The organism is Desulfonatronum sp. SC1, assembly GCF_003046795.1.
GTDB lineage: Bacteria > Desulfobacterota > Desulfovibrionia > Desulfovibrionales > Desulfonatronaceae > Desulfonatronum.
Genome location: NZ_PZKN01000001.1, coordinates 169,602 through 183,833 on the forward strand (window position 1 = coordinate 169,602; position 14,232 = coordinate 183,833).

Here is a 14,232-nt window from a genome sequence, read left to right on the forward strand (position 1 = left end):
ATCCTATTTCTTGAGGGCTTTGATCAGGTTCAGGAGCCCGCCGAATTTGATAATCTCAAGATCTTTGGGGGTCAAATCATGGCGGACCGGGATGCCATTTCCGTCCTGGGCGGTCAGGGTCGTTTCCAACCCCGCGAACAGCGAGGCCCCGGTCAGTTTAACGTCTTGACCCTGGACCATCCGGTCGTGGTCCGTCGGATTCACGAAGACCAGGGGCAGAATGCCGAAGTTGATCAGGTTGGCCTTGTGAATTCGGGCGAAAGACTTAGCCAGGACGATTCGAACCCCCAGATGACGGGGGCCGAGGGCCGCGTGCTCGCGGCTGGAACCCTGCCCGTAGTTTTCCCCGCCGACGATGATTCCGGTCTGGGCCTGCTTTGCCCTGGCCACGAATTCCGGGTCCACGCGGTTGAAGATGTACTCGCTGATGGCCGGGAGGTTGGAGCGCAGCGCCGTGACCGTCGCGCCGCCGGGCAGGATGTGGTCCGTGGTGATGTTGTCCCCAAGAACGATCAGTACCTGAGCCCGGATCGTCTCCGGCAGAGGCGAGAACTCCTCCAGGGGAACGATGTTCGGGCCGCGGAGAATCTCCACCGTCACCGCTTCGTCGGCGGAGTCCGGCGGCATGATGAACTGGTGGCGGATGGAAGGCACGTCCCGAGGCAGAAGCGGCTTGTCCGGGGCCGGACCCCAGGTGGAAGGGGTGGTGATTCGACCGTGAAGGGCGGCCTGGGCCGCGGTGGCCGGACCGACGAGATAGACCTGGCCGTCTTGGGTGCCGCTGCGGCCTTCGAAGTTGCGGTTGAAGGTCCGCAGGCTGACGCCTTTGGAAGTGGGCGAGCCGCCCATGCCGATGCACGGGCCGCAGGCGCACTCCAGGAGGCGGGCCCCGCTGTCCAGCAGGGCGTCCAGGAGACCTTCACGGTTCAACAGCTTGAGAACCTGCTTGGAACCGGGAGCGATGAGCAGGTCCGTGGTCCGTGCGGCATGCTTGTCTTGCAGCACCAGGGCCGCGGTCTTGAGGTCAGTATAGGAGGAGTTGGTGCAGGAGCCGATGGCCACTTGATCCACGGCCAGCCCGTCCAGTTCCCGGACGGGAACGACCAGATCAGGCATGTGCGGCGTGGCGGCCATGGGCTCAATGGCGTCCAGGTCGATCTCGACCACACGATCGTAAGTCGCATCCGCGTCCGCGGCCAGCGGGGCGAAATCTTCGCCCCGTCCCATGCGTTCCAGGAAGTCACGGGTCTGGTCGTCGCTGGGGAAGACCGAGGAGGTCGCGCCGAGTTCCGCGCCCATGTTGGTGATGGTGGCCCGCTCCGGAACGGTCAATCCGACGACGCCCGGCCCGGAGTACTCCAGGACAGCGCCGACGCCGCCCTTGACCGAGAGCAGCTGGAGCACGCGAAGAATGACGTCCTTGGCCCCTGCCCAATCTTGCAGCCGACCGGTCAGGTGGATCTGGAAGACCTTGGGCATGGGAATGACATACGGCTCGCCGGCCATGGCCAGGGCAACGGACAACCCTCCCGCGCCCATGGCCAAGGAGCCGACTCCCCCGGCGGTGGGGGTATGGCTGTCCGAGCCGATCAGCGTCTTGCCGGGTTTGGCGAAGTTTTCCAGATGCAGTTGGTGACAGATTCCGGTGCCGGGAGGGGAGAAGATGATCCCGTAACGGGCGGCCACTGTCCGCAGAAAACGATGGTCATCGGGGTTTTGAAAGCCCATCTGCAGCGTGTTGTGATCCACGTAGCTCACGGAAAGCTCGGTCTGGACCTGATCGAGACCCATGGCCATCCACTGAAGGTAGGCCATTGTTCCGGTGGCGTCCTGGGTTAAGGTCTGGTCGATGCGCAGGGCGATCTCCGCTCCGGGCGTCATTTCACCGGATACAAGATGTTCACTGATGATTTTCTGGGTGAGATTGCGTCCCATGGGGGTCCTCATGTCGGGGTTGAAGAGCGGCGTCAGGACGGATGGCTTTGCCTTTCGGCGTCAAGTCCGAACAGACGTATTCGGTTGATCTTGTTGCGTCGACAGTCGATTTCCACTTGCAGGCGCAGTTTGTCCTGCTGCAACCGGAAAATTTCCTGGGCATGGACGATACCCTCTGAAGTTTTTTCACTGAACAGCAATTCCTTGAACCTGGCGGCGCAGGCGATTTGCTGGGCCTTGTAGTCGTCCATCTCGGCCTCTAGGGCGGCGATGACCTCGGCCTCAGAGCTTGACGCGGCGTTTGGTGCGTTGGACGTCATTGGCTGGAATATCTCCTTTCGCGTCCGACCCGGCCGGATGGCTTTGTCCTGTGGGGCGGCTTAAATTGGTTGCGGCGTGTTTTGGTCGTTGCGCCAGTTGCTGTTCTGGTCGCTGCCCCGGCCGCTTGGCGGACGCCGTGAGAACATGGTTGTAGAGCGTCCAGAATCCGGGCCACGACCCGGTTAGTTCTCCAGGGTTTGCCAGGTGGATGCCGGGGTGCCTGAAGGCAAGCATGGCCGCGGCCATGGCCCATGCGGCATCCGGGGGGTTGAAGCGTGGATCGCTGCGCTCGGTTCCCCGCGGCATTGGTTGAAAAATCAGGAATGAACCATCCTGACGCCAGGTTCGTCCGGACCAGTTCGCTAGGGTGTCGATCACGTCTTGGTCGTACTCCGAGGGCAAGCCCTTAAGCATGGCCGTGGCGGGAGCTCCCAAGGCCAGGACTACGCCCAGGGGCAGGGCCTGGGAGTGGCCGTGGATGTCTAAAATCGGTTCAGCGGGCCATGGTCCGGCTTCGGCCCGGATTCCTTTTGGGTCGATGGTCACGGTGAGTCCGCAGGATCGGAGCAGGGCCAGAAGTGGTTCCGTGGTCGGATCACCCTTGGGCCAGCGACCTTCCAGGCGCATGGCCCACCCGCTGAAGCGCGACCAGATCAGCAGCATGGCGTTCAGAGTGGGATCCAGGGGAACATCGAAGAGGGGTTGTGGGCCAGATGGGTCATTCGGCAAGCCATCCGTTAAGCCATCAGGCAAATGATCTCGGAGGTGGTCGCCGGGCAAGCGGGGTAGGGCATGGGAAACCGTGATCGCGTCGGACTGTAAGGTGTAGGGAACCCCGTACAAGTCGTATAACTCGGTGATGATCTTCAGCTTCGTGCTTATCTCGCCGGGTCCGTCGGGCATGCCGGACCCATCCCAGGTCAGGCGCAACCCTCGGGGGTAGAAGGGAGCGGCGACCAGTACGGCCAGGATCAACTCCACGGGCATTTCGCCGTCGATGTGCGCGTTCTCGGGGTTCCCGTTGGATTCCAGGCGGACCGGAAGCCCCGGGGCATGGGGGTTGAGTTGGTGTAGCCGGGCTCCGAGTCGCGGGAGGAACTGCTGCCATGGTTTCAAGGCGAGCATGTTCAGTGAACCGGAGCCGCTGAATTTGGCGATGCCAGGGCGGGCAAGGGCCGTGGCGAGCAGCAGGGCCAAAGTGAAGGGGCTTTGTCCTGCGTGGACGGTCTTTTGTTCGAAGTCCAGGTCGGGGGAGCGTCTCGGGACGTGAATCACGAGATCGCGTTCCCAGGCCAGACCGGCTCCGAGTTGGTTCAGAGCCTTGATCAATTCGACCACGTCGTCGTTGGTCCGCACCGGGCTTGTCCTGGCGGCGGCATTGGCCGCCGCGGCCCAGTATATCGCGATTTCGGCCCGGAGAACGTCCGTCGGTCCGGGAAACGTCACGGACCCGCTGGGAGCTCCGGGGCGAAGTATCCAGGGTTTGCCACTTCGGGCGTCTTTTTGTTCGCCCAGGATGTAGCCGAGATTGTTGCACTGGGAGAGCAATTGATGCCAGTGCTTGGATCGACCGTCTTCCTCCGGCTGGAGTACGTTCTCCCAGGCGGCCCACAAGGCTTTTTCCAGGTTTTGGAGGGCGGAACGATTCGAAGCGGTGCGTGAAGGATCACCCTTTCGCCGGGCGGCGATTTCAGCGAGGAGCCTGGATCGGCGAAGTAGCGCGGCGGCAACGTTGCGTTCCTCCCGCAGCAAACGCTCCTCGAGGCGGTAAAGCGGTTCCCGCCTCTCCGCGCTGTCGTCGGCCGAGCTGGGGTTGTGCATGGCCCCGGGAGTGGTTTCAGGCGTACTCCCGTGTGCCCCATCGGGGTCGCTACTTGGGGGGGGGGAAGGGCGGTTGTTCATGGTTTTCCTTTCGTGAAACGCTCGTATTTATCCAGATTTGCATCGGGATACAAGCCTTGGAATCAATATCAGATGCTGAAGCATTTCGACGAGACAGAGAAAAACAAAAAAAGGGGGTTGAAAAAGGATTTCGCATGGGGTACACAGTCCGCAATCATTAAGAAGAAGCTGGCAAAACGCAAGGTTTGGTAAACGGACCGTCAAACAGCAAGCCCAGATTCTTCTTGCTCGGAGCGCGAACCGTTTGCCGTTGGTGCTGATTGATCGGTTCGGCGAACTGGCGGTTACAGCAAAGTCAGTCGCCATCCCCCTCGGCTGACCGACTCCGAGTTTTTTAAATTTACGGAACTCGCTGGAGGTTCCCGCATGGACATCTTGCTTCAATGATTCGCCTTGCTTTCTTTTCGTTTTTTTCATTATCCTCCGCGATACGGTCCATTTTACGTTGCCCGTCAGCGTCCGCGTGGTTGCTTTGACTTTCTGTGTTGACACTTTTGGAAGCGCTTGTTAAATATTGCACAAGCGCTTCGGTATTATAGCGAGTACCCCGTTTTCGGCACGCGACGGAGCATGTCTGCGATAGTTTTGTAGTGCATCGTCGCCTGCCGGGGATGTCTTAAACCATAACCCAAACAACTGGAAAAGGAGACAAAACTATGTCTGGATTGGTTCCACCGCATGGAGGCAAAGGACTGACGGAATGTCTGCTTCAGGGCGCTGAGCTGGAAGCGGAAAAGAAAAAGGCTCAAGGCTTGAAGAAGATCGAACTCGCTCCTCGTGAGAAGGGCGACGTTTTGATGATGGGAATTGGTGCGTTCAGCCCGTTGACCGGGTTCATGTCCAAGGCCGACTGGAAGGGCGTCTGCGAGAAAATGTTGTTGACCGACGGGACCTTCTGGCCCATCCCGGTGACCCTCTCCGTTTCCCAGGAAGATGCCGCCGCCATCAAGGCAGGCGACGAGATCGCTCTGTACGATTCCAAGTACGATGAAATTCTGGCCACCATGAAGATCGACGAGAAGTACGAGTTGACCGAGGCCGAAAAGAAGTTCGAGTGCGAAAAGGTTTTCATGGGTGAAGGCACCAAGACTCCCGAAGATTTCTGGAAGGTGCATGCCGAGGATCCGCATCCGGGCGTAGACATGGTTCTGGGACAGAAGGCCGTCAGCCTGGCCGGAAAGATCAAGGTCCTCTCCGAGAGCCACTACCCCAAGACCTATCCCGGCGTGTACATGCGCCCCTCCGAGTCCCGGAAGGCCTTCGAGGATCGGGGCTGGAACACGGTTGCCGCGCTGCAGTTGCGCAACCCCATGCACCGCTCCCATGAATTTCTGGCCAAGATCGCCATTGAAGTCTGCGACGGCGTGTTCATCCACTCCCTGGTGGGCAACCTGAAGCCCGGCGACATCCCCGCTGAATGGCGCGTGAAGTGCATTGATACCCTGATCAAGGGCTATTTCGTGGAAAAGAACGTGGTTCACGGCGGCTATCCCATGGACATGCGCTACGCCGGTCCCCGCGAAGCCCTGCTGCACGCCACGTTCCGCCAGAACTTCGGCATCTCCCACATGATCATCGGTCGTGACCATGCTGGCGTGGGCGACTATTACGGCATGTTCGAAGCCCAAACCATCTTCGACAAGATTCCTTACGCCAAGGAAGCCTGTCCCACTCCCGGTCAGGCCCTGGTCTGCAAGCCGCTGAAGATCGACTGGACATTCTACTGCTTCAAGTGCGACGGCATGGCCTCTCTGCGCACCTGCCCGCACACCAAGGAAGACCGGGTCATCCTGAGCGGAACCAAGCTGCGCAAGTTGCTCTCCGAGGGCGGCGAGGTGCCGGATCACTTCGGTCGCGATGAAGTTCTGGTCATTTTGCGCGAGTACTACGCCAGCCTGACCGAGAAGGTCGAGATCAAAATGCACAAGGCCGCTGCTGGTTGATCGATTTCAATTCATTAGCCGTACAGCCGGGAGACGTCGGTCTCCCGGCTGTTCATATAGGCTTGGTTGTTTTTCAACACTACAACACCTGAGGAGGACGAATTATGCCTACTTTTGTCAATCCGGAGAAATGTGACGGTTGCAAGGGTGGTGAAAAGACAGCATGTATGTACATCTGTCCGAACGACCTGATGATCCTGGATGCCCAGGAAATGAAGGCGTTTAACCAGGAACCCGATGCTTGTTGGGAGTGCTACTCCTGCGTGAAGATCTGCCCCCAGGGCGCCATTGAAGCCCGTCCCTACGCCGACTTCGCCCCCATGGGCGGGACCAGCATTCCGCTGCGTTCCGGCGACGCCATCATGTGGACCATCAAGTTCCGCAACGGGAACATCAAACGCTTCAAGTTCCCCATCCGGACCACGGCTGAAGGCTCCATTAATCCCTACGATGGCAAGCCCGCTCCCGGCGACTTGGAAAACGAACTGCTCTACACCGAGACCGAGCTGAAGAAGCCCATCGAAGTGGTGAACAAGAAGTTCGAGTTTACCAACACCGACTACACCCAGTGCTGGACCGAGCCGACCTGCGGCGCGTAGCGCGTGCAAGTCTTCACTGACTTATTTTAGCAACCCAAAAAATCTCTCAGGAGGATTTCGCATGACCACAATTCCTTCAAAAATCGCCCCCCAAGGGGTGCCGATCGCTGAACCGGAAGTTGTTACGATCGAAAAAGACGTGCTGATCATCGGCGGCGGCATGGCCGCTTGCGGCACCGCCGTTGAGATCAAGCCCTGGGCCGACAAGCATGGCGTGAGCTACATCCTGGTCGACAAGGCCGCCCTGGAGCGCTCCGGCGCTGTTGCCCAGGGTTTGTCCGCCATCAACACCTACCTTGGCGACAATACCCCGGACGACTACGTGCGCATGGTCCGCACCGACTTGATGGGCGTTGTCCGCGAAGACCTGATCTTCGACCTGGGCCGCCATGTTGACGATTCCGTGCACCTGTTCGAAGAGTGGGGCCTGCCCTGCTGGGTCAAGGAAGGCGAACACAACCTGGACGGCGCTCAGGCCAAGGCCAAGGGCCTGTCCCTGCGCACCGGCGCCAAGCCGGTTCGTTCCGGTAAGTGGCAGATCATGATCAACGGCGAATCCTACAAGGTTCTCGTGGCCGAGGCCGCCAAGAACGCCATTGGTCAGGACAACTACCTGGAGCGCATCTTCGTGGTGAAGCTGCTTCTGGACGCCAACACCCCGAATCGGGTTGCCGGCGCCGTGGGTTTCTCCCTGCGGGACAACAAAGTGTACGTCTTCAAGTGCAACGCCTGCCTCGTGGCCAGCGGCGGCGCGGTGAACGTGTACCGTCCTCGCTCCACTGGTGAGGGCAAAGGCCGCGCATGGTACCCGGTCTGGAACGCCGGTTCCGGTTACACCTTGGTCGCTCAGGCCGGCGGTGAAATGACCATGATGGAAAACCGGTTCTGCCCGGCCCGCTTCAAGGACGGTTACGGCCCGGTTGGTGCCTGGTTCCTGCTGTTCAAGGCCAAGGCCGTCAACGCCCTGGGCGAAGACTACTGCGTGACCAACGACGACATGATCAAGGGATATCGTGAGAAAGGCTATGCCAAGGGTCACATCATCCCGACCTGTCTGCGTAACCACATGATGCTGGCGGAAATGCAGGCCGGCCGCGGTCCGATCTACATGGACACCGCCACCGCCCTGCAGACCACCTTCGCCACTTTGGACAAGAAGCAACAGAAGCACCTTGAGTCCGAAGCTTGGGAAGACTTCCTCGACATGTGCGTCGGTCAGGCCAACCTGTGGGCCTGCATGAACATCGAGCCCGAGAAAGTTGGTTCCGAGATCATGCCCACCGAGCCGTACTTGCTGGGTTCGCACTCCGGTTGCTGCGGCATCTGGTGCTCCGGTCCGGATGAGGAATGGGTTCCGGACAGCTACAAGATCAAGGCCGACAACGGCAAGGTGTACAACCGGATGACCTCGGTCAACGGTCTGTTCATCGCCGGTGACTGCGTCGGTGCCTCCGGTCACAAGTTCTCCTCCGGCTCCCACGCCGAGGGCCGCATTGCCGCCAAGCAGTTGGTGCGCTGGGTCGTGGACCACAAGGACTACAAGCCGGCGATCAAGGAAACGGACGATGATCTGAAGAAGATGATCTACGCTCCGTACTACAACTACGAAGCCGGAAAGTCCGCTTCCACCGATCCGGTGGTCAACCCGATGTACATCACTCCGCGTAACTTCATGGATCGTCTGATGAAGTGCACGGATGAGTACGGCGCAGGCACCTCCACCTACTACCGGACCTCAGCGAAGCTGCTGGAGACCGGCATGACCCTTCTGGACATGCTGGACGAAGACTCCAAGAAGCTGGCCGCCCGCGACCTGCACGAACTGCTGCGTTGCTGGGAGCAGTACCACCGTTTGTGGACCGTTCGTCTGCACATGCAGCACATTCAGTTCCGTACGGAAACCCGGTACCCCGGTTTCTACTATCGCACCGACTTCCCCGAGTTGAACGACGACGAGTGGAAGTGCTTCACCAACTCCAAGTACGACCCGGTTGAAAAGAAGACCACCTTCTACAAGGTGCCTTTGATTCAGGTTATTCCGTAAATCACGGAGTATCAGCTGCGGGCCGCAAGGCCCGCAGCTTTTTCTTTCTCCCCCACTGGACAAATCAGGGTATCCCTGGTTTAATTCTCTGTTGGAGGCGTGAATTCTAGGAGAAAATCACGATTCCAGCCGAGGTTTAGGCCAATTCAGGACCTGGGGCCCAGTGTCAGGCAAACTGTACGGAGGAAACTTATGGAACATTCAGGAATACTTGTCGTGGGAGGCGGCTTCAGCGGGATCACTGCCGCACTGGAAGCAGCCGAAGTCGGACATGATGTGTATATCATCGAGAAAAATTCGTGTCTTGGGGGGCGCGTTTCCCAGTTGAATCAATACTTCCCCAAGCTCTGTCCCCCTTCCTGCGGGTTGGAAATCAACTATCAGCGGATCAAAAACAACCCTAGGGTCAAATTTTTTACCCTGGCCGAAGTCGTTTCCGTCTCAGGTTCTCCAGGCAACTACACGGCCAAGATCAAGATCAGCCCGCGGTACGTGAACACCAACTGTACCGCCTGTGATAAATGTTCTCAGGTCTGTCCCGTGGAAACGGATTCCGAGTTCGAACTCGGCCTGCAAAAGCGCAAGGCCGTGTATCGTCCGCATCTGAATTCGTTTCCGTTGCGCTACGTGATCGATCCCGCGGTCTGTCTCGGAAAGAGCTGTTCCAAGTGCGTCGATGCGTGCGCCTACGACGCCATCGAGCTGGACGACCGGGAAAAGGAAATGACTTTGAACGTCGGTGCCGTGATCTGGGCCACGGGCTGGAAGCCTTACGACGTGTCCAAGTTGGAAATTCTCGGTGCCGGTAAGATCAAGAATGCCATTTCCAACATGCAGATGGAACGTTTGGCCAGCCCCAGCGGACCCACCAACGGCCAAATCGTACGCCCCTCAGACGGAAAGTCCCCGGAACGGATCGCTTTCGTGCAGTGCGCCGGGTCACGCGATGAGAGCCACCTCTCCTACTGTTCCTACATTTGCTGCATGGCATCCCTGAAACAGGTCACCTATTTGCGGGCCCAGTATCCGGATGCGCAGATCGTGATTTACTATATCGATATCCGGACCCCTGGACGATACGATAAGTTTCTACAGAAGATTCGTGAGGATGAGAAAGTCCTGATGGTCAAGGGCAAGGTAGCCCAGGTCATAGAGGACGGTGCCACCGGCGACGTTCTGGTGACCGCCGAAGACATCATTAAGGGAATCAAGAAAGAAGAGCGGTACGACATGGTGGTCTTGGCCACCGGCATGGAACCGAGCGTTGCTGGACAGACCCTTCCCGCGGGCATGCAGCAGGACGACGATGGATTCTGTATTTCGCAGGAAGCCGGAGTGATAGCGGCGGGGTGCGCCAAAATGCCCTTGGACGTCATGCGCTCGGCCCAGACCGCGACCGGTGCGGCGCTGAAAGCAATTCAAACCGTGGTAGGGAGGTAAGCAATGTCCAGCAAAATTGGTGTATATATTTGCGAAGGTTGCGACATTGGCCCTCAACTGAATGCAGGGCAACTCGCGGAATTCGTGCAAAGTGAATACGGCGGCAGCTGTCCGGTGATCAAGACCGCGCCGGTGCTGTGCAGTCAGGAAGGCAAGGCCATGATCCAGGCGGACGTGGACGCTGAAACCATTGACGGTGTTGCTGTCTGCGCCTGCTCTCCCCGGGTGAAATGGGACGTATTTCAGTTCGGCGAAAAGACCGTTGTGGAGCGCGTCAATCTGCGCGAACAGTGCGCCTGGACCTATGCCCGTCCTGAAGCCGACACGACGGCTGAAGGTGAGGTGCCGGAAACCCTGCGGATGATGGCTCAAGATTACATTCGAATGGGCATCATCAAGTTGCAGAAGTATGTCGTGCCGCAGCCGGAGATTCCGGAGGTTACCAGGACCATCCTGGTGGTCGGTGGTGGGAACACCGGCCTGACCGCCGCTCTGGGCGGCGCCAAGCTGGGCTATGATGTGGTCCTTTTGGAAAAGCAGGGTCAATTGGGCGGTTTTGCGGCTCAGATGTACAAGCAAGTGCCGTACACCTTCCCCTACACCCAGGCCGTTCCGACAGGCGTGGAGAAGAAAATCAACGACGTCTCCGCCAACGATAAGATCCGCGTTTTTACCGGATCAACGTTGAACAAGCTTGAGGGTGCTCCCGGTCAGTACACCGCCGTGATCGCCACGGGCAACGGCGAGGAACGCATCACCGTCGGTTCCGTGGTCCTGGCCACAGGATGGAAGCCGTTCGATCCCGAGGCACGGGTCGTGGAGGCCGAAGCCCCGAAGGAAGAGAGCAAGGAAGGGGAAGAGATCGCGGTCGTTGATACGCCGGAAATCCAGAAGGGAGAAAATGTTCTGGCTCCCCTGGGACACGGCAAGTTCACCAACGTGATCACCAACGTAGACATGGAGTTGATGGCCAAGAAAGGCGAGTTGCTGCGGCCTTCCGACGGACGTCCCGTTCAGTCCGTGGCCTTTATCCAGTGTGCCGGACAGCGCTCCACCGAGGAAGGTCACCTGCCGTACTGTTCTTCGGTCTGCTGCATGGTGTCGCTGAAACAGGCCGGCTATCTGCGTGAAAAGAACCCCAACGGCAAGGCGTTCATCATCTACAAGGATATGATCGTTCCCGGTCTTCAGGAGCTGTACTACAAGGCCGCTCAGGACGATCCCGGCATTTTCCTGACCAAGGGAGACGTGATCGAGGTCAAGGAAGATTCCGACGGCGGGATCATCATCCAGGCGGAGAATACCCTGCTGGGCGAGCCCTTGGAGATCAAGGTCGACGTTCTGGTGCTGGCCACGGGCATGGTGCCCACGACCCTGGCCGATCCGGTCATGAACTTCGCCTATCGACAGGGCCCGGCATTTCCGGATCTGAACCTGTTCAACGGATTTGCCGACTCCAACTATATCTGTTTCCCTTACGAAACTCGACGAACCGGCGTCTATTCAGCCGGATGCGTCCACCAGCCCATGCTCATGGGCGCCGCGGAGGACGACGCTTCCGGGGCCGTGCTCAAGGCCATCCAGTGCCTTGAGTCCATCAACCGCGGAATGGCCGTGCATCCGCGATCCGGTGACATCTCCTTTCCCAAGTTCAACATGGTTCGGTGCACCCAGTGTAAGCGCTGCACCGAGGAATGTCCCTTCGGCGCCCTGGACGACGATGAAAAGGGTACGCCACAGCCTAACCCGACTCGCTGCCGCCGTTGCGGAACCTGCATGGGCGCGTGTCCGGAACGCGTGATCTCCTTCGAGGAGTACAACGTGGACATGATCGCCTCGATGATCAAGGAAAACGAGGTTCCGGACGATATCGACGAAGGCGGTCCGCGGGTCATCGTGTTCGTCTGTGAGAACGACGCCTATCCGGCTCTGGACATGGCCGCGTTCCAAGGCAAGAAATGGTCCCCGTACGTCAGGTTCATTTCCGTCCGTTGTCTGGGCTCCATCAACAGCATTTGGGTCGCTGACTCCATGTCCAAGGGCATTGACGGCGTCCTGCTGCTGGGCTGCAAATACGGCGACGATTACCAATGTCACTTCGCCAAGGGCAGCGAACTCTGCAACAAGCGCATGGAAAACATCGCCGAGACCCTCGGGCGCTTGCAGTTGGAGCCGGAACGTGTCCAGCAGAAGCAGGTGGCCATAGACGAATACGACAAGATTCCGCAGATGATCGACGACTTCATGAATCATATCATCGACGATATCGGCGCCAACCCATACAAAGGCTTCTAGGAGGTGACGGAATATGGCACAAGTTAAACGCATTGAGCCCGATCTGCAGTTTATTCAGGAGATGCAGGCCGCGGGCGGAGAATCACTCAAGAAATGCTATCAATGCGCCACGTGTTCTGTGGTCTGCCCCCTGTCGCCGGAGGAAAATCCCTACCCGCGCAAGGAGATGATCTGGGCGCAGTGGGGGCTGAAGGATAAGTTGGTGGGTGATTTGGACATGTGGCTCTGCCACAATTGCGGCACCTGTTCTGACCAGTGTCCCCGCGGCGCGAAGCCGGCGGACTTGATGGCGGCCATGCGCAACATGGCCTACCAGAACATCGCGCAGCCGACTATCATGGGCAAGTTCATGAGTTCAGCCAAGTACCTGCCGATTCTGGCCGGTATTCCCGCGCTGATTTTCCTGATTGCCTGGTTCGTGACCTCCGGATTCTTCGGAACGCCAGTGGATGATAACGGTCAAGTCCTGTACCGCCTGGTCTTCCCCCAGACGGCGTTTATTGACCCCCTGTTCGGCTTGATCGCCGTGGCCGTGGTGGTAATTTTTGTTCGGGGAGTGCTCTCCCTGATCAAAACTTTCAATGATTCACCACAAGCACCCATGGGCGGGGTACCCGTACTGACCGTGCTCAAGTCCACGTGGCAGGTAATCATCGACGAGATCCTTTCCCACACCAAGTGGAAGGAGTGCGGTGGAGACAACACTGACCGCTACTACGGACATATGGGGATCTTCTTTGGTTTTGTTGGTCTGTTCATCGTTACGGCCTACGTGGGCGTAGCCTACTGGCTGGGCGTATTCACCGGCTTGGATCTGATGACTCCCATGAGCCTGTGGAACCCCTTTAAGATCTTGGCCAATATCGCATCCATTGCCCTGATCGTCGGCTTGGTGATGGTGACCAAGCGGCGTTTGAACCTGGACGACGCGAAGTTCAAGTCGAACTACTACGATTGGTACCTGCTGGGCGTTATCTGGGTCGTGGCCCTGTCCGGAATGTTTAGTCAGCTGTTGCGCTTGGCCAATGTTCCCGGCGCGGCCTACCCGATGTACTACATTCACTTGGTGAGCATCTTCATGCTTTTCGCCTATCTGCCTTGGTCCAAGCTGGCGCACCTGGTTTACCGCACGGTGGCCCTGGGGTATGCGCGGCACATCGGCAGGTCGCCCAAGCCGCAAGCTTAGTGCCTTGACTCTTTGTGATGATCAAAACCAGGGTCGAGAGACCCTGGTTTTTTTTGGTCAGTCCCAGCACTTGTCAGAACGAGCCGTTCAAGCTATTTATCTCGTTTTCGCAAATACACCAAGGAGTCATTTCCAATGAAAAAAGAGATTCATCCTGAAACAAGCAAACGCAAGATCCACTGCGCCTGCGGTCATGAGATCGTGGCTTTGACCACCCAGCGCAACGACGTCCAGATGGAAATATGCGCCAACTGCCATCCCTTTTACACCGGCAAGCAACGTTTCGTGGACACGGCCGGACGAATCGACCGCTTCAAAAAGAAGTATGCTTCCGTAGCTGGCGGCAAGGCCTGATTTGGAGAACCTCCTCAGCCGCGTCTATTCCCTCCCAAGCTTAAGAAATACGCCTACGCGTCCACGGGCATGATCCGACGACGACGTGGGCGTTGTTTATCTTCGGATGCTTCTCCCAGAGTTACTTTGGGAACGTCTTTTTTGTGATCTGATGGTTCTTGTGGATTTATTGTCTCACCCACGCAAATTGTATTTCCAAGATGGACTGATTCG

General features: G+C 58.3%; 10 protein-coding genes. 7 read left to right on the top strand and 3 right to left on the bottom strand.

From position 1 onward, the window contains the following. Positions 1 to 3: 3 nt before the first annotated feature. Genes C6366_RS00805 through C6366_RS00815 form a run of 3 tightly spaced genes read right to left on the bottom strand, consistent with a single transcriptional unit; the run spans position 4 to position 4,158 of the window. Entirely contained in the window at positions 4 to 1,935 is a 1,932-nt protein-coding gene (locus tag C6366_RS00805) for an aconitate hydratase (protein WP_107735443.1), read from the bottom strand. A gap of 32 nt (positions 1,936 to 1,967) precedes the next feature. Then, on the bottom strand, positions 1,968 to 2,255 hold the full coding sequence (locus tag C6366_RS00810) for a hypothetical protein (RefSeq protein WP_107735444.1): 288 nt from the start codon (positions 2,253 to 2,255) through the stop codon (positions 1,968 to 1,970). Further along, entirely contained in the window at positions 2,218 to 4,158 is a 1,941-nt protein-coding gene (locus tag C6366_RS00815; RefSeq protein ID WP_146164735.1) for a hypothetical protein, read from the bottom strand. Before C6366_RS00815 ends, C6366_RS00810 begins: the two co-directional genes overlap by 38 nt. Positions 4,159 to 4,814: 656 nt before the next feature. Here C6366_RS00815 and sat point away from each other — a divergent pair. The 7 genes from sat to rpmE all read left to right on the top strand — a co-directional run bounded on the left by sat (position 4,815) and on the right by rpmE (position 14,019). Next, the gene (sat, locus tag C6366_RS00820) at positions 4,815 to 6,101 is read left to right on the top strand and encodes a sulfate adenylyltransferase (RefSeq protein ID WP_107735446.1); all 1,287 of its coding nucleotides are present in this window, start codon (positions 4,815 to 4,817) and stop codon (positions 6,099 to 6,101) included. 104 nt (positions 6,102 to 6,205) lie between these two features. Further along, a complete protein-coding gene (gene aprB, locus C6366_RS00825) occupies positions 6,206 to 6,700 on the top strand; it encodes an adenylyl-sulfate reductase subunit beta (protein ID WP_107735447.1) in 495 nt (164 codons plus the stop codon). 61 nt (positions 6,701 to 6,761) lie between these two features. After that, the gene (gene aprA, locus C6366_RS00830) at positions 6,762 to 8,744 is read left to right on the top strand and encodes an adenylyl-sulfate reductase subunit alpha (RefSeq protein ID WP_107735448.1); all 1,983 of its coding nucleotides are present in this window, start codon (positions 6,762 to 6,764) and stop codon (positions 8,742 to 8,744) included. A gap of 192 nt (positions 8,745 to 8,936) precedes the next feature. Further along, on the top strand, positions 8,937 to 10,184 hold the full coding sequence (locus C6366_RS00835; protein ID WP_107735449.1) for a CoB--CoM heterodisulfide reductase iron-sulfur subunit A family protein: 1,248 nt from the start codon (positions 8,937 to 8,939) through the stop codon (positions 10,182 to 10,184). Between the two features lie 3 nt (positions 10,185 to 10,187). Beyond that, a complete protein-coding gene (locus C6366_RS00840; RefSeq protein ID WP_107735450.1) occupies positions 10,188 to 12,479 on the top strand; it encodes a hydrogenase iron-sulfur subunit in 2,292 nt (763 codons plus the stop codon). Positions 12,480 to 12,492: 13 nt separating this feature from the next. Continuing rightward, entirely contained in the window at positions 12,493 to 13,665 is a 1,173-nt protein-coding gene (qmoC, locus tag C6366_RS00845; RefSeq protein ID WP_107735451.1) for a quinone-interacting membrane-bound oxidoreductase complex subunit QmoC, read from the top strand. A gap of 135 nt (positions 13,666 to 13,800) precedes the next feature. After that, a complete protein-coding gene (rpmE, locus tag C6366_RS00850) occupies positions 13,801 to 14,019 on the top strand; it encodes a 50S ribosomal protein L31 (RefSeq protein WP_107735452.1) in 219 nt (72 codons plus the stop codon). Positions 14,020 to 14,232: the final 213 nt, after the last annotated feature.

Bases quoted from the DNA above. Each gene is read 5' to 3' on its own strand.
- rpmE (WP_107735452.1), top strand. From the start codon at position 13,801: ATGAAAAAAGAGATTCATCCTGAAACAAGCAAACGCAAGATCCACTGC.
- qmoC (WP_107735451.1), top strand. From the start codon at position 12,493: ATGGCACAAGTTAAACGCATTGAGCCCGATCTGCAGTTTATTCAGGAG.
- C6366_RS00835 (WP_107735449.1), top strand. From the start codon at position 8,937: ATGGAACATTCAGGAATACTTGTCGTGGGAGGCGGCTTCAGCGGGATC.
- C6366_RS00840 (WP_107735450.1), top strand. From the start codon at position 10,188: ATGTCCAGCAAAATTGGTGTATATATTTGCGAAGGTTGCGACATTGGC.
- C6366_RS00810 (WP_107735444.1), bottom strand. From the start codon at position 2,255: ATGACGTCCAACGCACCAAACGCCGCGTCAAGCTCTGAGGCCGAGGTC.
- C6366_RS00815 (WP_146164735.1), bottom strand. From the start codon at position 4,158: ATGAACAACCGCCCTTCCCCCCCCCCAAGTAGCGACCCCGATGGGGCA.
- sat (WP_107735446.1), top strand. From the start codon at position 4,815: ATGTCTGGATTGGTTCCACCGCATGGAGGCAAAGGACTGACGGAATGT.
- aprB (WP_107735447.1), top strand. From the start codon at position 6,206: ATGCCTACTTTTGTCAATCCGGAGAAATGTGACGGTTGCAAGGGTGGT.
- C6366_RS00805 (WP_107735443.1), bottom strand. From the start codon at position 1,935: ATGGGACGCAATCTCACCCAGAAAATCATCAGTGAACATCTTGTATCC.
- aprA (WP_107735448.1), top strand. From the start codon at position 6,762: ATGACCACAATTCCTTCAAAAATCGCCCCCCAAGGGGTGCCGATCGCT.